17 protein-coding genes are annotated in these 20631 nt (G+C 53.5%); 12 read left to right on the top strand and 5 right to left on the bottom strand.

The genetic code is table 11. The features are described 5' to 3' along the window. Positions 1 to 70: 70 nt before the first annotated feature. Together hrcA and AB8B75_RS03670 are read left to right on the top strand one after the other, a co-directional pair. Complete coding sequence (gene hrcA / locus AB8B75_RS03675) at positions 71 to 1135, top strand: heat-inducible transcriptional repressor HrcA (protein WP_405359921.1); 1065 nt, start codon at positions 71 to 73, stop codon at positions 1133 to 1135. Positions 1136 to 1144: 9 nt separating this feature from the next. Then, a complete protein-coding gene (locus AB8B75_RS03670) occupies positions 1145 to 1708 on the top strand; it encodes a nucleotide exchange factor GrpE (protein WP_405359919.1) in 564 nt (187 codons plus the stop codon). 33 nt (positions 1709 to 1741) lie between these two features. On the opposite strand, the gene mutS is transcribed toward AB8B75_RS03670, so the two are convergent. Next, a complete protein-coding gene (gene mutS, locus AB8B75_RS03665) occupies positions 1742 to 4378 on the bottom strand; it encodes a DNA mismatch repair protein MutS (protein ID WP_405359918.1) in 2637 nt (878 codons plus the stop codon). A 138-nt stretch (positions 4379 to 4516) separates the two neighbouring features. On the opposite strand from mutS, the gene AB8B75_RS03660 reads away from it, so the two are divergent. Continuing rightward, positions 4517 to 6772 carry an NADP-dependent malic enzyme gene (locus AB8B75_RS03660; RefSeq protein WP_405359916.1) on the top strand — a complete coding sequence of 752 codons (2256 nt, stop codon included), beginning with the start codon at positions 4517 to 4519 and terminating at the stop codon, positions 6770 to 6772. Positions 6773 to 6775: 3 nt separating this feature from the next. On the opposite strand, the gene msrA is transcribed toward AB8B75_RS03660, so the two are convergent. Further along, the gene (msrA, locus tag AB8B75_RS03655) at positions 6776 to 7438 is read right to left on the bottom strand and encodes a peptide-methionine (S)-S-oxide reductase MsrA (RefSeq protein ID WP_405359914.1); all 663 of its coding nucleotides are present in this window, start codon (positions 7436 to 7438) and stop codon (positions 6776 to 6778) included. Between the two features lie 191 nt (positions 7439 to 7629). On the opposite strand from msrA, the gene AB8B75_RS03650 reads away from it, so the two are divergent. Beyond that, entirely contained in the window at positions 7630 to 8322 is a 693-nt protein-coding gene (locus tag AB8B75_RS03650; protein WP_405359912.1) for an HAD family hydrolase, read from the top strand. A 27-nt stretch (positions 8323 to 8349) separates the two neighbouring features. On the opposite strand, the gene AB8B75_RS03645 is transcribed toward AB8B75_RS03650, so the two are convergent. Beyond that, positions 8350 to 9567: an argininosuccinate synthase gene (locus tag AB8B75_RS03645; protein ID WP_405359910.1), complete on the bottom strand. Its 1218-nt coding sequence runs from the start codon at positions 9565 to 9567 to the stop codon at positions 8350 to 8352. Between the two features lie 131 nt (positions 9568 to 9698). Between AB8B75_RS03645 and ilvA the strand changes: the two genes are divergently transcribed. Both ilvA and AB8B75_RS03635 read left to right on the top strand, forming a co-directional pair. Further along, entirely contained in the window at positions 9699 to 10934 is a 1236-nt protein-coding gene (gene ilvA / locus AB8B75_RS03640) for a threonine ammonia-lyase IlvA (RefSeq protein ID WP_405359909.1), read from the top strand. Positions 10935 to 10943: 9 nt separating this feature from the next. Beyond that, positions 10944 to 11756, top strand: coding sequence for an SDR family NAD(P)-dependent oxidoreductase (locus AB8B75_RS03635; RefSeq protein ID WP_405359907.1), 813 nt, complete (start codon positions 10944 to 10946; stop codon positions 11754 to 11756). Here the strand turns inward: AB8B75_RS03635 and AB8B75_RS03630 are convergent. Beyond that, the gene (locus AB8B75_RS03630; RefSeq protein WP_405359905.1) at positions 11753 to 12085 is read right to left on the bottom strand and encodes an Hpt domain-containing protein; all 333 of its coding nucleotides are present in this window, start codon (positions 12083 to 12085) and stop codon (positions 11753 to 11755) included. The genes AB8B75_RS03635 and AB8B75_RS03630 overlap by 4 nt on opposite strands. 147 nt (positions 12086 to 12232) lie before the next feature. On the opposite strand from AB8B75_RS03630, the gene AB8B75_RS03625 reads away from it, so the two are divergent. After that, positions 12233 to 13507 (top strand): PP2C family protein-serine/threonine phosphatase, encoded by a 1275-nt coding sequence (locus tag AB8B75_RS03625; RefSeq protein WP_405359904.1) that lies wholly within the window; start codon positions 12233 to 12235, stop codon positions 13505 to 13507. On the opposite strand, the gene AB8B75_RS03620 is transcribed toward AB8B75_RS03625, so the two are convergent. Beyond that, complete coding sequence (locus AB8B75_RS03620; RefSeq protein WP_405359902.1) at positions 13504 to 13941, bottom strand: NUDIX domain-containing protein; 438 nt, start codon at positions 13939 to 13941, stop codon at positions 13504 to 13506. The two genes, AB8B75_RS03625 and AB8B75_RS03620, sit on opposite strands and share 4 nt — an antisense overlap. An 81-nt stretch (positions 13942 to 14022) precedes the next feature. Between AB8B75_RS03620 and AB8B75_RS03615 the strand changes: the two genes are divergently transcribed. From AB8B75_RS03615 to AB8B75_RS03595, 5 genes are all read left to right on the top strand, one after another. Continuing rightward, on the top strand, positions 14023 to 15012 hold the full coding sequence (locus AB8B75_RS03615) for an Hsp33 family molecular chaperone HslO (RefSeq protein ID WP_405359900.1): 990 nt from the start codon (positions 14023 to 14025) through the stop codon (positions 15010 to 15012). Further along, a complete protein-coding gene (locus AB8B75_RS03610) occupies positions 15002 to 15598 on the top strand; it encodes a CoA pyrophosphatase (protein ID WP_405359899.1) in 597 nt (198 codons plus the stop codon). Before AB8B75_RS03615 ends, AB8B75_RS03610 begins: the two co-directional genes overlap by 11 nt. After that, a complete protein-coding gene (locus tag AB8B75_RS03605; protein WP_405359897.1) occupies positions 15574 to 16755 on the top strand; it encodes a CCA tRNA nucleotidyltransferase in 1182 nt (393 codons plus the stop codon). Before AB8B75_RS03610 ends, AB8B75_RS03605 begins: the two co-directional genes overlap by 25 nt. Positions 16756 to 16927: 172 nt before the next feature. Beyond that, the gene (locus AB8B75_RS03600; protein ID WP_405359895.1) at positions 16928 to 18766 is read left to right on the top strand and encodes an ABC transporter ATP-binding protein; all 1839 of its coding nucleotides are present in this window, start codon (positions 16928 to 16930) and stop codon (positions 18764 to 18766) included. Beyond that, a complete protein-coding gene (locus tag AB8B75_RS03595; protein ID WP_405359894.1) occupies positions 18763 to 20595 on the top strand; it encodes an ABC transporter ATP-binding protein in 1833 nt (610 codons plus the stop codon). Before AB8B75_RS03600 ends, AB8B75_RS03595 begins: the two co-directional genes overlap by 4 nt. The last annotated feature ends 36 nt before the right edge of the window (positions 20596 to 20631 follow it).

Here is a 20631-nt window from a genome sequence, read left to right as displayed (position 1 = left end):
CGTGTGTATGCAACCCCGATTGAATTCTCCGCCCTATATGCTTTTAATCAGTTTCAGATAGGATACCGCCATGAACGATGTGCCAAATGTATTGGGAGAAATGAACGAACGTTCGCGCGAGGTCTTCCGCCGTGTTGTTGAGGGTTATCTTGAGGACGGCGCGCCCGTGGGATCACGAACTCTGACGCGGGATTTCAGCGAAAATGTTAGTGCGGCAACAATTCGCAACGTGATGCAGGATCTGGAATTCATGGGGCTTCTGGACAGCCCGCATGTCAGTGCCGGCCGTATTCCTACGCAGCAGGGTTTACGCATGTTCGTGGATGGTTTGCTGGAAATTGGTAATCCCGATGAGACAGACCGTGAGAAGATAGACGCGACACTGGGCTCTAAAGAGCAAGATGTCAGCGGCTTGTTGGACCGGGTCGGTTCTGCGCTTTCTGGTGTGACTCAAGGGGCTTCATTGGTTCTAACGCCCAAACACGAGGCGCCGATAAAACACATTGAATTTGTATCTTTATCATCAGATCGGGCTCTTGTGGTGCTGGTTTTTGGTGACGGACATGTGGAAAACAGGCTGTTTACACCGCCGCCGGGACAAACGCCAAGCTCCATGCGAGAAGCGGCAAATTTTCTGAATGCATTGATCGAAGGCAAAACCTTGGGTCAGCTGCAAACCACCATTCAGCACGAAATTCAAAGCAGGCGGCGCGAAATCGATTCGTTGGCTCAAGCTTTGGTGGAAAGCGGGATGGCGGTTTGGGAGGGCGATGGCGGCCAAATTGAGCGGCTGATTGTTCGGGGGCGATCGAATCTTTTGAGCGACGATGGCGAATCCGAAGATCTCGACCGGATCAAACACCTCTTTGACGACCTGGAACGCAAGCGCGACATCGCCGAATTCCTCGAACTTGCCGAAGGTGGCGACGGTGTGCGCATTTTTATTGGTTCTGAGAACAAACTTTTTTCACTTTCGGGTTCCTCTCTGGTGGTTTCCCCATATATGAACGCTGATCGTAAGGTTATTGGCGCTGTTGGTGTCATTGGCCCGACGAGACTGAATTATGGACGCATCGTGCCGATTGTGAACTACACGGCGCAACTGGTCGGGAAACTGATTTCGGACCGGAGCTAGAGGTGAAATATGGCGGAACCCAAGAACGAAGAGTTTCTAGATGACATTGAGGATGCGGAAGCCGAGGCTTTTGCAGAGGAAATGGAAGAGTTTGACGATGAGGCCCTTGAGATCGACGAGTTGCGGGCTGAGCGTGATCAACTGCGCGACCGGTTTATGCGCGCACTCGCGGATGCCGAAAACGCGCGCAAGCGGTCTGATAGGGATCGTCGCGAAGCGGAAAACTATGGTGGCTCGAAGCTGTCGCGCGATATGCTGCCCGTTTTCGACAATATGAAGCGTGCCATTGAAACGATCACTGACGAGCAAAAAGAAGCAAACAGTGCTCTGATCGAAGGTATCGAGCTGACAATGCGCGAACTTTTGAGCGTTTTCAAAAAACACGGCATCGAAATGATTGCACCAGAGGTGGGTGATCGCTTCGATCCGCAACATCACCAGGCAATGTTCGAGGCGCCGGTGCCAGGCACCAACGCGGGAGACATCATACAGGTTGCTGCTGAAGGTTTCATGCTGCATGACCGCTTGTTAAGGCCAGCTCAAGTTGGTGTGTCGTCCACGCCCAAATCATGATCTGAACACGACGCGTTCGTTCTACCGGGGCGGTCAGGACTTGGCCGCCTCTTTCAATTTGTAAAGAATGTCCAAAGCTTGTTTCGGCGTCAACTCATCTGGATGAACATCCGCGAGAGTATCGGTTAGTACAGATGATTTTGGTGGCGTCGGTGCCGGTGATGATGCCGCTGAAAACAATGGAAGATCATCGATCAGCGTCTTCTGGGTCGCGCCACCTTCGCGTTCCCCTTTTTCCAATGCATCTAGAACAACACGCGCGCGGGCAATGACTGACGGGGGTAATCCTGCGAGCTGCGCAACTTGAACACCGTATGATCTGTCTGCCGCGCCGCGTTTGACCTCATGCAGAAAGATCACCTCACCTTCCCACTCTTTTACCGAGACAGTTGCGTTTTCTACGCCGGGCAATTTGCCAGCAAGAGCGGTCATTTCGTGGTAATGGGTAGCAAAAAGCGCCCGGCTCTGATTGACGTCATGCAGATGTTCCAATGTGGCCCAAGCGATCGACAATCCGTCATAGGTTGCCGTACCCCGACCGATTTCATCCAGAATGACTAGCGCTTTATCATCCGCCTGATTCAGGATCGCAGCCGTTTCAACCATTTCCACCATAAACGTGGACCTTCCTCGTGCCAGGTCATCTGATGCTCCCACCCGACTAAATAGTTGACTGACCAGACCGATATGCGCGGATTTTGCCGGGACAAAGCTGCCCATTTGCGCGAGCAAGGCGATGATTGCATTCTGCCGCAGGAATGTGGATTTACCGGCCATGTTTGGACCGGTCAGTAGCCAGATATTTGCCGCAGAGGTCTCTGCGCTCAAGTCGCAGCTATTGGCAATAAATGGGGTGCCGGATTTTTCTTTCAGAGCCCGTTCGACCACAGGGTGCCGACCCGACACAATGTCAAAGGCGCGCGTGTCGTCCACTTTTGGGGCGGACCAGTGTTCCGTAACGGCCAAATCGGCGAGTGCGGTGGCCAAATCTAATTCTGCTAAACCTCCCGCTGTCTGAGCAATTTGCGCGGCTGAATTAAGAACAGTTAAGCGCAAAGTTTCAAACAGGCGCTTTTCAATTTCAAGCGCGCGCGTCCCAGCATTCAGGATTTTGACTTCCATTTCCGACAGGTCCACCGTGGTGAATCTGATCTGATTTGCCGTTGTTTGACGATGAATAAACAGGTCTGAAAAAGGCGGTGAAAGCATTTTTTCTGCGTGCGTGGCGGGCGTTTCCACAAAGTACCCAAGCACATTGTTGTGTTTGATCTTTAGAGACGAAATGCCCGTATTAGAGACGAAGTCGGCCTGCATGCTTGCTATTACACTGCGGCCTTCATCACGCAGTTTGCGGGCCTCGTCCAAGTCGTTGTCGACACCAGACGCAATATAGCCGCCGTCACGTGCCAATAGCGGCGGTTCAGCGACAAGTTCAGTCTCTAACTTTTCAATTAGATTTATGTGGCCCGCCATTGCATGCAGTGCATCTGTCAACAATTCCGGTAAGCCCGCGTCAACTAATTCGTCATGCAACGTCTCTGCTTGCGCCAACCCATTCCGAATGGCCGCTAAGTCCCTCGGCCCTCCGCGATCAAGCGACAACCGTGACAAAGCGCGATCAAGGTCAGGCACCTTCCGGAGCTGTTCACGCAGCTGCTGGCGTTTGGAGGTTTCGTCTACGGCCCAGGTAACGGCTTCCAGACGGTCGCGGATGGTGGAAAGTACACGTGAGGGGCTAGACAAACGGCGCTCCAACAAGCGGGCACCCGCTGCCGTGACTGTTTTGTCGATGACCCAGATCAAAGAACCGGAACGTCCGCCAGACAGTGATTGGGTCAATTCAAGGTTTCGGCGTGTGGCAGCGTCAATCTGAATGGTGCGGGCCTCCGTTTCTTTTTGAGGCGGGCGGAGCAGCGGCAGTTTGCCTTTCTGCGTGATCTCGAGATATTGAATAACCGCGCCCATAGCAGCGATCTCAGCACGGTCAAATGCGCCGAAAGAACTCAAGGTTTTTACGGAGAACAGATTGCAAAGGCGTTTTTCGCCACTTGTACTGTCAAAGGCGGACCGCGCGAGCCCCGTCAAAGCGATGCCGAAATCCTCAGCCGTTTCGCGCAAGGTTGCCTCTTTGGCTTCACTGACAATCAATTCGGATGGGGCAAGACGCGCCAACTCAGGAGCCAATCGCACTTGGGTTACCGACATCACATGAAAAGCGCCGGTTGAAATGTCGACCCAGGCCAAAGCTTGCGCATCTCTGACTTCGGCAAAAGCGGCCAGGTAATTATGACGGCGCGCTTCCAACAAGGCTTCTTCGGTCAATGTTCCGGGCGTCACCAGCCGGACCACATCGCGTTTGACGACTGATTTGTTGCCGCGTTTTTTGGCCTCGACAGGGCTTTCCATTTGCTCACAGACGGCGACGCGAAAACCCTTGCGGATCAACGTCAAAAGATATCCTTCGGCCGCATGTACGGGCACACCACACATCGGAATATCGGCCCCGTCATGCTTGCCCCGTTTGGTCAGCGCAATATCAAGCGCTTCTGACGCGGCAATCGCATCGTCAAAAAACATCTCATAGAAATCGCCCATGCGGTAAAAGAGTAAGGCATCCGGATAGTCAGATTTCAGGTCCAGATATTGCGCCATCATTGGCGTGACGGTCATGTGGTGCCCCCCGGCGGTTTCAGCGGACCTTACAAACCGGAACCGCGACGTAAAAGCCTCAAATGCTGCGTGCTTGAGGCTACCTGCCCGCTGGGCTAGAGGTTATGCGCTCAGATTAACAGTAAAGGCTTTTGTCCCATGTCCAAAACCCGAGTGACATCCGAAGAGGCGCTGGCCTTTCACCTGGAACCGACGCCCGGAAAGTTCGAGATCACAGCAACGGTTCCAATGACAACACAGCGAGACCTAAGCCTTGCCTATTCGCCAGGTGTTGCCGTGCCTTGCGAGGCGATCGCGGAGAACCCGGAAACAGCATATGACTATACCAACAAGGGCAATCTGGTTGCGGTTATTTCAAATGGAACAGCCGTTTTGGGTCTGGGCAATCTGGGCGCTTTGGCATCGAAGCCCGTCATGGAAGGCAAGGCGGTGCTGTTCAAACGTTTCGCGGATGTGAACAGCATTGATATAGAGCTGGACACCGAAGACACGGACGCCTTTGTCGACGCGGTAAAATTGATGGGTCCGACGTTTGGCGGGATCAATCTTGAGGATATCAAGGCGCCTGAGTGTTTCATCATCGAGCAGCGTTTGAAAGAACAGATGGATATTCCTGTTTTTCACGACGATCAGCACGGTACGGCTGTGATTTGTGCGGCCGGTCTTTTGAACGCGCTGAAAATCTCGAGCAAAAAAATCGAAGATGTTCGGATTGTGCTGAACGGGGCAGGGGCGGCTGGAATCGCTTGTCTGGAACTGCTGAAAGCGATGGGCGCACAACACCAAAACTGCATCATGTGCGATACAAAGGGCGTTATTTATCAAGGCCGGAGCGAAGGTATGAACCAGTGGAAGTCTGCGCATGCGGTCGCAACAGACCTACGCACGCTTGAAGATGCGATGCACGGGGCAGATGTTTTCCTTGGTGTCTCCGTTAAGGGTGCCGTGACGCAAGCGATGGTCGAAAGCATGGCGGAAAACCCCGTGATTTTTGCGATGGCGAACCCTGATCCGGAGATCACTCCCGAAGAAGCCCATGAAGTGAGGCCGGATGCAATTGTCGCTACAGGGCGCAGCGATTATCCCAATCAGGTGAATAATGTGCTGGGGTTCCCCTATCTGTTCCGTGGAGCCTTGGACATTAATGCACGTGCCATCAATGACGAGATGAAAATAGCTTGTGCCCATGCCCTTGCAAATCTTGCACGAGAAGATGTGCCCGATGAGGTCGCCTTGGCTTATGGCAAAAATCTCACTTTCGGGCGTGATTATATCATTCCGACACCCTTCGACCCGCGCTTGATTTACCGTGTGCCGCCCGCCGTGGCAAAAGCAGGAATGAGCACAGGTGCTGCGCGCCGACCGATCATTGACATGGAAGCGTACGAGCTTTCGCTGAAATCGAGGATGGATCCTACCGCAAGCATATTGCGAGGCATCAACACGCGTGCACGTGCCAATCAGGCGCGCATGATTTTCGCCGAAGGCGATGACCCGCGCGTGCTGCGTGCCGCTGTAATGTATCAACGTGCGGGGTTAGGAAAGGCCTTGGTGGTAGGGCGAGATGAAGATGTAAAAGCCAAGCTGCTCGCTGCTGGCCTGGAAGGCGCAGATCGTGAGATTGAGATCGTGAATGCAGCCAATACCCTCCATTTAGAGACTTATAAGTCTTTTCTCTATAACCGGTTGAACCGGGGTGGTTTTGATGCCCAGGACATCCACCGGCTTGCCGCGCGGGACAGACATGTGTTTTCCGCATTGATGCTGGCGCATGGTCATGGCGATGGCTTGGTGACCGGTGCCACACGCAAATCGGCACATATCATGGATCGGATCAACCACGTCTATGACGCCGATATTGCAAATGGGGCGGCGGGGATTACGGCTCTTTTGCACAAAGGACGGATCGTTTTCATCGCAGACACATTGGTGCACGAATGGCCGGACGAAGAAGATCTTGCCAATATTGCTGAACGCGCGGCAACGGTTGCGCAAAATATGGGGCTTGAACCACGCGTCGCATTTGTGAGTTTTTCGACCTTTGGCTATCCGGTATCCGAGAGGGCTGAGAAAATGGCCAAAGCGCCTGAGGTTCTCGACAGGCGGGGTGTCAGTTTTGAGTACGAAGGTGAAATGACCGTCGATGTTGCTCTAAATCTCAGGGCGCAGGCGTCTTATCCGTTTTCACGCCTGACGGGCCCCGCAAATATTTTGGTGGTTCCTGCCCGACATTCGGCGAGCATTTCGGTCAAGCTGATGCAGGAAATGGCGGGTGCAACGGTCATCGGACCGATCCTGGCAGGGGTGGACGGGTCGATCCAGATCTGTTCAACAGTTTCCACCGCCAATGATATTTTGAACATGGCGGTCCTTGCCGCCTGCAAGGTGGGTTAAACGTCAGGTGCCTACAAAAGGCGCGGCACTGCCCCAAAGCTCTTTGACACGCGCATCACGACCGCAAGCCTTGCGATAGGCATTGTAAGCCGCTGCCTGCCGTTTCGGACCAAACCGTGTGATGATCAGCTTGGTGCCTTTGTAGTAATCCTGATGGTAGGCATCAGCAGGATAGAATTCAGACGTGCGCAGGATCGGCGTAACGATGTTCTGACCCAAATCGGCCTGGGCTTTCGCTTTGGCAGCTTTCGCGACGTTTTCTTCTTTGGCGGAGCTTACAAAGATAGCGGTGCGGTAACTTTCGCCTCGATCACAAAACTGACCTTCAGCATCCGTGGGGTCAACCGACCGGAAAAACAGGTCCAACAATCTGCGCTGATCAACGACAGATGGGTCATATGTTATCTGCACGGCTTCATAGTGTCCGGTGCCACCTGCCGTGACTTGCTTGTAGGTTGGATTGCTTACTTCGCCGCCGGTAAAGCCGGAGACAACTTCAGTGACCCCGTTCACCCTCTCGAAATCGGATTCGACACACCAGAAACATCCTCCCGCAACGGTAAGCGTTTCCAAACCCGACGCGTGGGACTTGTGGGTTTGAGCCACCAGGCCAAGGGCGATCATGCCAGCCAGCGCCAATGATTTTAACGTATCACGATTAAGCATTTTGCGTCTCCTTCGCGCCAAGAATGTATTTTTGAACCCCGCACGGCAACTCACGAGCATGCGATGTCACATCCTGGTGAAGACAATTTACATATTGGCATTCTCGGTGCGGTTTTTTAGCGTCATATGAAACATCAAGGATTGTTCGCGATGCGCATTGAAACAAAAATTCATATGAACTGGGCGTCGTGATGCAGGTTGCGATGTGGTCAGGACCGCGCAACCTCTCGACGGCAATGATGTACAGTTTCGGCGCACGTCGGGACTTCTCGGTTATGGACGAACCATTTTATGCGGCCTATCTTGCGCAGTCACGGGCGGATCACCCGATGCGCGACGAAGTTCTCGCCAGCCAGCCCCAAGATCCAGAAAAGGCTGCGTCTTTGTGCGCCGGCGCGTTTCCTACGCCACATCTTTATATGAAGCATATGCCGCACCACATGCTGGACGGTTTTCCTCTCGCCTGGGCCCGCGATTGCGTGAATGTTCACCTTTTGCGGCACCCTGCACGGGTGATTGCCAGCTACGTCGCCAAACGCGAAGCGCCTACTTTGGATGACATTGGTTATGTCCAGCAATTGGCCGTGTTCAAAAGCCTCGGCGGCATCGTTGTCGACAGCTCTGATATCCGCGCAAATCCTGAGAAAGCGTTGCGTCGGCTATGTGCTGCGATTGACTTGGAATTTGATCCCGCGATGTTGCATTGGCCCGCAGGCCCCCGTGTTGAGGACGGCATATGGGCGGCGCATTGGTACAATTCGGTTCACAAAAGCACCGGGTTTGCCGGTCCCGAGGGACCTCTTCCCAAACTGGACGGGTCTGCGGCCCGATTATGTGAAGTGGCCCTTCCTTATTATGAAGAAATGAAAGCTCAAGTTCTTTAGCGAAGCCTGATTTTAGAGCTTGTCCTTCTATTTCAAGCGGCGATCCCGAGCTGCCAGAAGTTTCAGGCGCAACGCGTTCAGCTGAATAAAGCCTGCCGCGTCCTTTTGGTCATAGGCCCCGGCGTCGTCCTCAAACGTGACATGCGCTTCGGAATAGAGACTATGGTCGGACCAACGACCAACGGTTCGCACATGTCCTTTGTAAAGCTTCAGGCGCACTGTACCAGTGACATGTGATTGGGATGCATCTATTGCGGCCTGCAACATAGTGCGCTCTGGGCTGAACCAGAAACCATTGTAAATCAACTCGGCATAGCGCGGCATTAGCTCGTCCTTGAGATGCATGGCACCTCGGTCAAGTGTGATCGATTCAATGGCCCGGTGTGCCTCGAGCAGCAAAGTACCGCCGGGCGTTTCGTAAATACCACGCGATTTCATACCAACAAAGCGCCCTTCGACCAGATCCAGTCGCCCGCACCCATGCTTGCCGCCCAGTTCGTTTAGCTTGGTCAGCAACGATGCAGGTGACATTGCTTCGCCATTGACGCTTACGGCATCTCCTTTATCAAAACCAACTTCAATGTACTCTGGTGTGTCGGGGGCCTGCTCTGGGCTGACCGTGCGCTGGTACACGTACTCCGGCGCATCAACTGCGGGATCTTCCAGAACTTTTCCTTCGGATGATGTATGCAAAAGGTTGGCGTCGACACTAAATGGTGCTTCACCGCGTTTGTCTTTCGCAATCGGGATTTGGTTTTTTTCTGCAAAATCAAGGAGCTTAGTTCGGCTGGAAAGATCCCATTCCCGCCAAGGCGCAATGACTTTGATATCGGGGTTCAGCGCATAGGCCGCCAGTTCGAACCGCACTTGATCATTGCCTTTACCTGTCGCACCGTGGGCGACCGCATCCGCACCGGTTTCTTCAGCGATTTCAACGAGACGTTTGGAAATCAACGGTCGGGCTATGGAAGTGCCCAACAAGTACAGCCCTTCGTACACAGCATTTGCACGGAACATCGGGAACACGAAGTCGCGCACAAACTCTTCGCGTACATCTTCGATGTAGATATCCGAAGCGCCCATGAGCTCCGCTTTTTTGCGTGCGGGTTCAAGTTCTTCTCCCTGACCAAGGTCGGCAGTAAACGTCACGACATCGCAGCCATATTCTGTTTGCAACCATTTAAGAATAATTGATGTATCCAGACCGCCAGAGTAGGCGAGCACGACTTTTTTGGGCGCAGACATGGTTTCTTCCTCAGCCAGATTTCTCGCTGCCGATACCGTTTTTTGTTAAGCGCAGCAAGGTTGAACCGCGTTGACCGGATCCCCATGCGCGCCTAGAGATCAAAGACCCTACGGATCAAAAGGAGTGGGCAATGCCCTCAAGCGAATTTGCCATGGCGGCCCAAGCCGCTGAGCAGGAAATGCGCGCCGTTTTTCCGCCCACGCCACTGTTGAGAAACGACCATCTGTCAGAGCGGTTTGGAGCGGATATCTGGTTGAAACGCGAAGATCTGAGCCCTGTACGCTCTTACAAGCTGCGGGGCGCGTTTAATGCTATGCGTAAGGTGATTCCTGATCAATCCGTCTTTGTTTGTGCCAGCGCGGGGAACCATGCCCAGGGCGTGGCGTTCATGTGTCGGCATTTTGGGGTGACCGGGGTCGTTTTCATGCCGGTGACAACGCCGCAACAGAAAATCCAGAAAACACGGATGTTTGGCGGGGATCACGTCGAAATTCGCCTTGTTGGCGACTATTTCGACAACACGTTATCCGCGGCTCAGATGTTCTGCGCGGAAGTGGGCGCGCATTTTCTTTCCCCTTTTGACGATGAGGATGTGATCGAAGGCCAGGCGTCTGTCGCTGTCGAGATCGAGGCCCAAATGGGTCGTGTCCCCGATCGGGTGATTTTGCCCGTTGGCGGCGGCGGGCTATCTGCGGGCGTTCGCAGCTATTTTGGCGATCAATGCAATTATACGTTTGTTGAGCCGACCGGCGCGCAAAGCCTCGGGTTCGCCCTGAAAGAGGGCACGCCTGTTGATGTGTCGCCGATCAACAGTTTCGTTGACGGCGCTGCTGTCGCCAAATTGGGTGCACGCACGTTTCGGCGCTTGAGCACGATTAGTTCCAATGATGTCATCCACATATCAGAGGATCGAATTTGCACCACGATCGTGGAGATGTTGAATGTAGAAGGCATTGTGTTAGAACCCGCTGGCGCCTTGGCGATTGAGGCGCTTGCGGATCTTGCCAAGGAGCTCAAGGGTAAAACAATCGTATGTATCGCGTCGGGTGGAAATTTTGATTTCGAGCGCTTGCCGGAAGTAAAAGAGAGGGCGCAGCGCTATTCTGGTATTAAAAAGTACTTCATTTTGCGAATGCCGCAGAGACCCGGCGCACTCAAAGAGTTTCTGAACATCTTGGGGCCGGATGACGATATTGCGCGGTTTGAATACCTTAAGAAATCAGCGCGAAATTTTGGCTCTGTACTGATCGGAATAGAGACGACTCGGCCGGAGAATTTTTCAAGATTTCTGGCTGAGTTGGACGATGCCGGGTTCACATACACTGACATCACTAACGATGAGACACTTGCACAATTTGTAATCTAAGGGGGTCGGATGGATTTCGCCGATAAAACGGTTGTCATCACGGGCGGGGCCAGCGGTATTGGCGCGGCACTTGCAGAGCTGCTGGTCGAGAAAGGTGCCCGGGTCGCGCTCGCGGATCGGAATATTGAGGCTGTTCAGGAGGCTGCATCGCGGATTGGGTGTATGGGTTTTTACTGTGATGTCGCCGAAGAAACTCAGATTTTAACCTTATTAGGCTCTGTTCAGAAAGAATTGGGCGAAGTGGATTGTTTCGTCTCTAACGCGGGGGTTTTTGACTCTCAACCAAGCCATGTAGGCTCTGCATCGAATGAAGATTGGTCTCGTAATTGGTGCGTCCACGTGATGGCGCACGTCTATGCGGCGCGCGCGCTTTTGCCACAAATGCTAAAACGTGGGTCAGGCTATTTTGTGAACGTCACTTCAGCGGCAGGTTTGCTCAATCAAATTGAAAATGCGGCTTATTCTGCCACCAAGCACGCCGCGGTTAGCTTCGCAGAATCTCTGGCCATTACGCATGGTGACGCAGGTATTGGTGTCTCTTTAGTATGCCCACAATATGTGGCGACGCCCTTGATTGGGCTGACAGACCAAGACGCAAAAGCCTCAGCCGGCCTTTTGACCAGCGCGCAGGTTGCCGAGTCGATTGTTGTCGGTGTCGAAGCCAATCAATTTCTCATTTTGCCGCATCCGGAGGTCGCCAATTTTGCGCAAAGGCGTGCACAAGATCATGACGGCTGGATTAGCGGTATGCAGCGGATGAGAAAGACGGCGGTGTCGAAACTGGGTCGTGCAAGCATTGCCGATCTTTACAAGATTATCTAACCAGCGAGTTTCAGTGAAATCTCGTTAATGAAAACCGTCCGGGATTGATCGTAGGAATTCAATATTTCATCAATATCAACTGCGGCTGATGCATCTTTTGCAACGGCGGTTTCGCCCGCCTGGCAAAGACCCGAAAAGTGCTGGAAGCCAAGGCTGAGCGCGCTGCCTTTTAAGAAATGCAGTTTTTCTTCGAGGGAGGTCTGGTTTTCTTTGACAGATAGCTCCGAAATAGCGGCGTCCACTTCTTCCAGAAAAAGCTCGACAACTTCATCAAAATCTTCGGCACCGACTTCTTCCCGAAGCGTTGCAACCCTATCCCAATCAATCATCTTGTTCTCCATCATTGGTTGAGGGAGTATGTGCCAAAGGTCCTAAAACTTTGTATCTTTACGCAAAATATTTAGTCGGTTTTTCAAGTTCATTTGGTTTTAAGCATTGTACGTCTATTAAACGCAGATGTTTTAAGTAGAGATTTAATGGCGCACCATCTCACCACAACAAACGATGCGGATGTTCCCGATTGTCGGGAGTCGCCTCTGCTTGTCCTGGTCGTAGACGACAGCCGGTTGCAGCGTAAAATACTATCCAGTTCGCTCAAGCGTTGGGGTTATGAAGTTTTGGAGGCGGATTCCGGTGAAGCCGCCATGGAGATTTGTACCACGCATTCCCCGGCGCTTGTCTTGAGCGATTGGATGATGCCCGGTATGTCTGGCATTGATTTCTGCAAGGCATTTCGGGAAATGTCCGGTGATGAATACAGCTATTTTATTCTGCTGACGTCCAAAAGCGAGAAGAATGAAGTAGCGGAAGGTCTTGACGCCGGCGCAGATGATTTCCTGACCAAACCTGTGGATGGTCATGAGTTGCGCGCGAGGATGACTGCAGGTGAACGCATTTTGGCAATGCAGCGTGAATTGACCCAGAAAAACCAGGTGATCACTGAAACTCTGGATGAATTGCAACGGCTTTACGATTCACTCGATAACGACCTGATTGAAGCAAAACAGTTGCAACAGTCGCTTGTACCGGAACGGTTCAAGTCATTTGGCACCGGTGATCTGTCACTTTGTTTGCGTTCCAGTGGACATGTCGGTGGCGATTTGGTTGGGTTCTATCCGGCCGCTGAAGGCCATCTTGGAATCTATTCGATTGATGTCTCGGGCCATGGGATTAGTTCTGCGTTGATGACAGCGCGCCTGGCTGGCTATTTGTCCGCAAGTGCATTGGATCAGAACGTAGCCTTGGAAAAACTGCCCGATGGCAGCTACCGTTCGCGTCAACCAGAACAAGCTATCCAATCTCTGAACGAACTTGTTCTCGATGAAATGGAAACTGAGCATTACTTTACCCTTATGTTGGCAGATATTGATCTTAATACCGGGAAGGTCGTTTTGGGTCAGGCCGGACACCCCCACCCGGTGGTACAACGAAAATCAGGTGATCTTGAACAAGATGGTTCTGGTGGATTTCCCGTTGGCCTGATGTCTGGTGTGACTTTCTCGCAATTTGAATTGGAACTACAACCAGGTGACAGGCTTTTGATCCTTTCGGATGGGGTGACGGAATGCCCCTTGTCTGATGGTGAGTTTTTAGGCGAGGATGGACTGGAAGAAGTTATGAAAGACCTTCAATCCGTTTGTGGACCCGCGTTTTTCGATCGTTTGATTGACGTGATGACCGAACTTTCCGGCGTTTCAGAATTTCCTGATGACGTGTCGGGCTTGCTTTTTGAATTCAGCGGCCCTCACTAAGAAAAATACTGCGCGACAAACCTACGATCACCATCATTCCCCAACATCGCAATGGCATCGCTAGCGGAGACAACCAGGGTTTCATGATCCGGCTCGCTCGGCAGGCAAAGTTGATAGACCGGGCGTGCCACAAACACATGACAAATTTTTTCCGCCCATAGGTCGTACTCTGGCATAAAGGCAAATCTGCGAAATGTGCCAAGCTTTTGTGGTCGCGAAACACGCCAGCCAGTTTCTTCCATTACTTCTCGATGAAGAGCCTGTATTGCGCTCTCGCCACGGTCAATCCCGCCCCCGGGTAACTGGATGTCGATCTCTTCAGCAATTTGTGCGGTAAGTAGAACACCGCCGTTCATCGGCAAAATCGCATAGGCTCCGGGCCGTCTGACATACCGTTGATTTGCCTGTGGCGATCGTCCGACGCGGATTATCATTCTGTACTGCCCTCTTTTCATCGCTTGCAGGACGTTTATATGGGGCTGGTATGCCAACCACTTGGCGATAAGGAAACCCCAATGACACTCGGACACCAGATCGCATGGGACGATACTGTCCTGCCTTTTCAGCTTGACGCAAGCGATATTCGCGGCCGTGTCGCACGCTTGGATGGCGCGCTGAACGGCATTCTTAAACAACATGATTACCCGCCACAGGTCGAAGCTTTGGTGGCGGAAATGGCACTGTTGACGGCGTTGATCGGTCAAACCATCAAGCTGAAATGGAAACTGCAGTTACAGGTCCAATCCAAAGGCGCAGTCCGCATGATCTCCACGGATTACTATGGTCCCGAAAACGACGGAGATCCCGCGCGTATCCGAGCCTATGCAAGTTTTGATGCCGATCGTCTTTCGGACGCAACGCCGTTTGATCAAGTCGGCGAAGGCTATTTTGCGATCATGATTGATCAGGGCAAAGGCACGACACCCTACCAAGGGATCACGCCGCTTGAGGGCACGTCTCTTGCAGCCTGCGCCGAAACCTATTTCGCCCAATCCGAACAGCTACCCACGCGGTTTTCATTGAGCTTTGGGAAATCGACCGAACCGGGCGTATCAGAGCGTTGGCGTGCGGGGGGTGTGATGTTGCAACATATGCCCAAAGCCTCGCCGTTCGTGGCCAAAGGCGAGGGGTCGGGTGAAACGCTTTATGCGTCTGATCTCGTGCACGATGACGAAGCTGAAAATTGGGGTCGTGCAAACATTCTGCTCGATACGGTTGAGGATCTCGAACTGATTGGTCCCAGCCTAGGGCCGAACGACCTATTGGTGCGTCTGTTTCATGAGGAACAACCCCGGGTCTTTGATGCGCAGGCTGTGCAATTTGGGTGCACGTGTTCCGAGGAACGCGTGCGCCAGAGCCTTTCGATTTACTCCTCTCGAGACATTGAGACGATGACCACGGATGAAGGACGGGTCACGGCTGACTGCCAGTTTTGCGGCGCGCATTATGATCTAGACCCTATGACGGTTGGTCTCCAAGCGCAGCAGGATGGAAATGACTCCTAACGTGGAAACGATCCGGGCGGCTCTTTTGCGGCCCGGACGTCCCTCATCTGATTTTGATTTGAATCCCGAAACAGTGCTGCCCGCCGGTCGCAAATTGCGTCAAGCAGGAGTTTTGGCACCAATAATTGAAAAACAAAACGGCCTCCACGTTGTTTTGACCAAAAGATCGTCGGCCCTGAAACATCACCCCGGGCAAATCGCGTTTCCTGGCGGTAAACAAGATGAGACAGATGCAGATGTAAGTGCTGCGGCTCTGCGCGAGGCACATGAAGAAATCGGATTGCCCGCTGAAAATGTCGATGTACTGGGTACCTTGCCCGCGCATGAAACCGTCACGGGTTTTGTCGTGACACCGGTTATTGGTCTGGTGACGCGCGATTTCACGGTTGTGCCGGAACAAGGCGAAGTGGCAGAAGTGTTCTCTGTGCCGCTGTCGCATGTGCTCGATCCCACCCGGTATGTAATTGAATCCCGGCGTTGGCGCGGAACACGGCGCTACTATTATGCGGTGCCCTACGGGCCCTATTACATCTGGGGCGCAACTGCGCGTATGTTGCGAGCATGGACAGACCAGATACTACAGTAATCCCTCCTGACACGGTTTGGCTCAGTGATCCGGCTGTACAGTCGGTGTGTCGGGCCATCAGTGCTGAGGGTGCCGATGTTTACTTTGTAGGCGGATGTGTGCGTGACGCACTCCTCGGTCTGGATGGCAGTGATGTTGACATGGCAACCAATGTCTTGCCGCAACAGGTCATGCAGCTGGCCGAGGCGCAAGGACTGAAAGTTGTGCCGACGGGCATTGATCATGGCACTGTTACTGTGGTTGCCGGTGGTCGAGGCCATGAAGTCACAACGTTCCGAAGAGACGCTAAAACCGATGGTCGCCGCGCCGACGTCACATTTTGTGATGACATCACCCTGGACGCGGGACGGCGTGATTTCACCCTTAACGCCCTCTATGCGACACCCGACGGGGCAGTTATCGATCCTCTCGGGACGGGTGTCGTGGATTGCCTGGCGCGTCGGATCAGGTTCATCAATGATGCCGACGCCCGCATTCGCGAAGACTATTTGCGGGTGCTGCGGTTCTTTCGTTTTCATGCCTGGTATTCTGACCCTCAACAAGGTCTCGATACGGATGCATTGGATGCGATTGCTCAGAATGGTCGCGGATTAGAGAATCTTTCGGCTGAGCGCGTAGGCGCGGAGATGTCCCGATTGCTGGCGGCGCCGGACCCCACGCCTGCCGTTGCGGCTATGCAGCAAACCGGAGTTTTGCAGCGCGTCTTGCCGGGGAGCGACCTGGCCTTGCTTGGTCCGGTGGTTCATCTGGAGGCGTCCGTGCAATTGCCCCCGGATTGGCGCCTCAGACTTGTGGCGCTGGGCGGAGAAGACGTGCAGCCAAGGCTGCGTATGACCAACAAGGATGCCAAGTTCGTCTATAAACTCCGGGAAACAATAGGCGATTTGAAGTCTTTGCGAGAAATCGCTTATCGTTTTGGGTTGGACATCGCACAAGGAACGCTCATCCTCAGAGCTGCTATGGCAAATGAAGTGCTGGCGCCGTTTCAGCTCGATCCGCTGGAAATGGCATCTAAGGCGCGGTTTCCTGTGTCGGCAATGGACTTAATGCCGGCATTGCAGGGAAAGGCGCTGGGGGATCGGCTGGCCGACTTGGAGGCTCAATGGATTGCATCGGATTTTCAGCTCTCACGTGATGCTCTGATAACGGGCAAATGAAGAGGTCGACAAGTCGGGTTCTGTTTTGTAAAAGGCCCATATCAACACGGAGGAATACGAAATGTATCGCGGGATCTGGTTCAGCTGAGGCTGTCATAACCTAACCGTCGCAGGTTCTGCCAAGCAGCGCCTGACCATTTCGTATGCTATTTCCTAGTAAGGCCTCCTTGTCATGCTCCGCTATTTCGAACGTCTCGTTGACCCATATACCCCTTATGTTGAGACCGATCATCCTCCACAAAAACTTTTTGCATTTTTGTGGCAATACTCTCAGCCGTTCAAAAAGGTGTTTTTCTGGACAGGTCTGATGTCCATCGTTGTGGCTGCGATTGAGGTTGCCTTGATCTTTTACATGGGTCGGGTGGTTGACCTTTTGGACGGTGATCCAGCGGTGTTTTGGGAAAACTACGGCTTGGAGTTGGTTTTGGCGGCGCTTTTCATTCTTTTGATCAGGCCTTTGTTGCAAGCTATCGACGTCGCCTTGTTAAACAATGCGATTTTGCCGAATTTTGGCACTTTGATCCGGTGGCGGGCGCACAGGCAGGTCTTGCGGCAATCTGTGGGATGGTTTGAAAACGATTTTGCTGGCCGCGTTGCCAATCGGATCATGCAAACACCGCCGGCTGCGGGAGAGGTGGTGTTTCAGGTCTTTGATGCCATTTCCTTCTCTCTGGCCTATTTGCTGGGTGCGGCGATTTTGTTGTCCAGCTCCGATCCGCGCCTCTTGATCCCATTGCTGGGGTGGTTCGGGCTCTATCTTTTGTTGCTGCGATGGACGGTGAAACGCATTGGTCCTGCGTCGCAGGCCGCTTCCAATGCGCGGTCTATGGTTACCGGTCGGGTGGTGGATGCCTATACAAACATCCACTCCGTCAAGATGTTCGCGCATCACGAACAAGAACTGGAATACGCAAAAGAGGCCATCGAGGAATCGCGCGTCACTTTCCAGAAAGAGATGCGGATCTTTACGGTAATGGATGTCACCCTTGTGGCTTTGAATGGGCTGCTCATCATAGGAATCGTTGGATGGGCGATCTTGTTGTGGGTGCAGGGCACAGCCAGCGTAGGGGTGGTCGCCGCGGCAACAGCGCTTACGCTGCGCCTGAACGCGATGACCGGATGGATCATGTGGGCGCTGACCACGTTTTTCCGCGAACTTGGTGTTGTTGCGGAAGGCATGGAAACGATTGCGCAACCGATCACCCTGACCGATTCCGATCGTGCAAAGCCGTTGAAACTGACTGAGGGTACAATTGCTGTCAAACAGGTATCGCATCACTATGGGCGGTCTTCAGGTGGGTTAGATCACATCGACCTGACGATACGTCGGGGTGAAAAAATTGGTCTGATTGGCCGATCTGGCGCCGGTAAATCCACGCTGGTGAAACTGCTTTTGCGGTTTTACGACCCGGAAGCCGGACAAATTCTGATCGATGGTCAGGATATCACAGCTGTTCGGCAGGATAGCCTGCGTTTGTCGATCGGCATGGTGCAACAAGACAGTTCGCTTTTGCACAGGTCGGTGCGTGACAACATCCTCTATGGTCGCAATGACGCCAGCGAAAAGGATGTCATTGCGGCGGCCAAGCAAGCACAGGCACATGAGTTCATTCTTGATCTGGAGGATCCCGAAGGTCGAACAGGCTATGATGCCCAGGTTGGCGAGCGCGGAGTAAAACTGTCCGGTGGGCAACGCCAGCGGGTGACGCTCGCGCGGGTGATCCTGAAAGATGCGCCGATCCTGCTGCTTGATGAGGCCACAAGTGCGCTCGATAGTGAGGTTGAGGCGGCCATTCAGGATACGCTCTATGGTATGATGGAAGGTAAAACCGTGATTGCCATTGCGCACCGGCTTTCCACCATCGCCCGAATGGACCGTATCCTCGTCCTCGACAAAGGGCGTATTGTGGAAGACGGCAGTCATGACGCGCTTTTGGCGCGGGGCGGGCTATATGCAGACTTCTGGGCCCGGCAATCAGGCGGGTTTTTGACCATTGAGGAGCCGTCTTGAAGTTACCAGACTGGATTGACGCGTTTCGCGCTGCCGAAGGTCCGCCGCCTGAAACATTGGGCAGCTTCATGCTCTGGTGCCTGTCGGGCGCATGGCCGGCGCTTTGGATGGCGGCCTTTTTCTCGGCGGCTGCGGGGGTATTGGAAGCAGGCACAGCGCTGATTTTGGGTATGGTCATTGACGCCACGGCTCAAATTGGACCGGAAGCCTTTTGGGAAGGTGGTAACATTGCCTTGGTGGCGGGCGCGATTGCGTTTTTTCTGATTGCGCGGCCCTTGTTCTTTGGCCTCTCAGCGTCGGCTAATGCGATCATCGTGCAGCCAAACGTGAACCCGCTTGTATTGTCACGATTGCATCGGTGGACATTGGGCCAGACGGTTGGGTTCTTCGAAGATGATTTCGCAGGCCGCATTGCGCAAAAACAGATGCAAACCGCACGCGCTGTCACCGATGTGGTATCTGAGGTCATAAATGTTGTGGCCTTCGCGCTCGCCTCTCTGGCCGGGTCCGTTATGCTATTGTTGTTGATTGACTGGCGTGTGGCTTTGGGTTTCGGCATCTGGTTGATCGCCTATTTTACCATGATCCGCTGGTTCTTGCCGCGCATTCGCACGCGATCGGCGGGTCGGGCTGGTGCGCGGGCCATGGTATCGGGACAGGTGGTCGATACCATCACGAACATCAAGACGGTCAAACTGTTTGCCCACGCCGATCACGAAGACCGGGCCGCTTTGGGCGCGATGCAGACGTTCCGATCGCGCGCCTTGGAGTTTGGATATCTGGCGGCAGGGTTTCGCTTTGCGTTAATGACACTGGCGGGATTTTTGCCCGTATTGCTGTTGGGCGGAACCCTCGTACTGTGGCAGTCTGGCCAGGCGTCAGAGGGAGACATCGTTGCCGCGGGCGCAGTGGCCATCCGAATTGCCCAGATGACGGGCTGGGTCAGTTTCACTCTGATGGCAATATACGCCAATATTGGCGAGATCGAAGACGGCATTCGTACGCTCACCCCGCGTAACCGGCTGGAGGACAAACCAAATGCTCGCAATCTTGTCGTGCCCGATGGCGAAATAGCGCTTCGGGACGTCGGGTTTGCCTATGGTCGCGACAAGGGCGGCGTTCAGGGCATTGATCTGACGATCCTTGCAGGCCAAAAACTCGGGATCGTTGGCGCGTCGGGTGTCGGTAAATCTACACTCGTGGCGCTTTTGTTGCGGCTTTATGATGCAGAAGCCGGCGCGATTGAAATTGACGGTCAGGACATCAGGCACGTCACACAAGAAAGCCTGCGGCGCAACATTGGCATGGTCACTCAGGAAACGGCGATGTTCAATCGCTCGGCCAGTGACAACATTATGTATGGTCGGCCAGATGCAACAATGGACGACGTAGTCGCAGCTGCTAAAAAGGCGGAAGCGCATGAGTTTATTATGGAATTGGTCGATCACCAGGGGCGCACCGGGTATCATGCAAATCTGGGTGAAAGGGGCGTCAAGCTCTCTGGCGGCCAACGCCAACGCATCGCGCTTGCACGTGCCATTCTGAAAGATGCACCTATTCTTGTGCTGGATGAGGCAACAAGTGCATTGGACAGTGAAGTCGAAGCTTCCATTCAGACTGCTCTTGAACGGGTGATGGAGGGCAAAACCGTTTTGGCCATTGCACACCGTTTGTCGACGTTGACAGAGATGGACCGCATCATTGTCATGGAAGGCGGGCGGATCGTTGAAGACGGCGACCATGACACGCTTTTAGCGAAGGGTGGACGGTACGCGCAGTACTGGGAGCGTCAATCGGGTGGTTTCATCCGGACGCAAGCGGCGGAATAGGGGCTGTTTTGCGGATCTATCCTGTCGTAAGTCCGG

It is taken from the genome of Roseobacter sp. (genome assembly GCF_045106495.1).
Lineage (GTDB): Bacteria > Pseudomonadota > Alphaproteobacteria > Rhodobacterales > Rhodobacteraceae > Roseobacter.
The sequence above is the reverse complement of the archived record's forward strand: the minus strand, read 5'-3'. Positions and strand labels throughout refer to the sequence as shown.

Coding starts and splice junctions, on each gene's coding strand:
- hrcA (WP_405359921.1), top strand. CDS start 71: ATGAACGATGTGCCAAATGTATTGGGAGAAATGAACGAACGTTCGCGC.
- AB8B75_RS03670 (WP_405359919.1), top strand. CDS start 1,145: ATGGCGGAACCCAAGAACGAAGAGTTTCTAGATGACATTGAGGATGCG.
- mutS (WP_405359918.1), bottom strand. CDS start 4,378: ATGACCGTCACGCCAATGATGGCGCAATATCTGGACCTGAAATCTGAC.
- AB8B75_RS03660 (WP_405359916.1), top strand. CDS start 4,517: ATGTCCAAAACCCGAGTGACATCCGAAGAGGCGCTGGCCTTTCACCTG.
- msrA (WP_405359914.1), bottom strand. CDS start 7,438: ATGCTTAATCGTGATACGTTAAAATCATTGGCGCTGGCTGGCATGATC.
- AB8B75_RS03650 (WP_405359912.1), top strand. CDS start 7,630: ATGCAGGTTGCGATGTGGTCAGGACCGCGCAACCTCTCGACGGCAATG.
- AB8B75_RS03645 (WP_405359910.1), bottom strand. CDS start 9,567: ATGTCTGCGCCCAAAAAAGTCGTGCTCGCCTACTCTGGCGGTCTGGAT.
- ilvA (WP_405359909.1), top strand. CDS start 9,699: ATGCCCTCAAGCGAATTTGCCATGGCGGCCCAAGCCGCTGAGCAGGAA.
- AB8B75_RS03635 (WP_405359907.1), top strand. CDS start 10,944: ATGGATTTCGCCGATAAAACGGTTGTCATCACGGGCGGGGCCAGCGGT.
- AB8B75_RS03630 (WP_405359905.1), bottom strand. CDS start 12,085: ATGATTGATTGGGATAGGGTTGCAACGCTTCGGGAAGAAGTCGGTGCC.
- AB8B75_RS03625 (WP_405359904.1), top strand. CDS start 12,233: ATGGCGCACCATCTCACCACAACAAACGATGCGGATGTTCCCGATTGT.
- AB8B75_RS03620 (WP_405359902.1), bottom strand. CDS start 13,941: ATGATAATCCGCGTCGGACGATCGCCACAGGCAAATCAACGGTATGTC.
- AB8B75_RS03615 (WP_405359900.1), top strand. CDS start 14,023: ATGACACTCGGACACCAGATCGCATGGGACGATACTGTCCTGCCTTTT.
- AB8B75_RS03610 (WP_405359899.1), top strand. CDS start 15,002: ATGACTCCTAACGTGGAAACGATCCGGGCGGCTCTTTTGCGGCCCGGA.
- AB8B75_RS03605 (WP_405359897.1), top strand. CDS start 15,574: ATGGACAGACCAGATACTACAGTAATCCCTCCTGACACGGTTTGGCTC.
- AB8B75_RS03600 (WP_405359895.1), top strand. CDS start 16,928: ATGCTCCGCTATTTCGAACGTCTCGTTGACCCATATACCCCTTATGTT.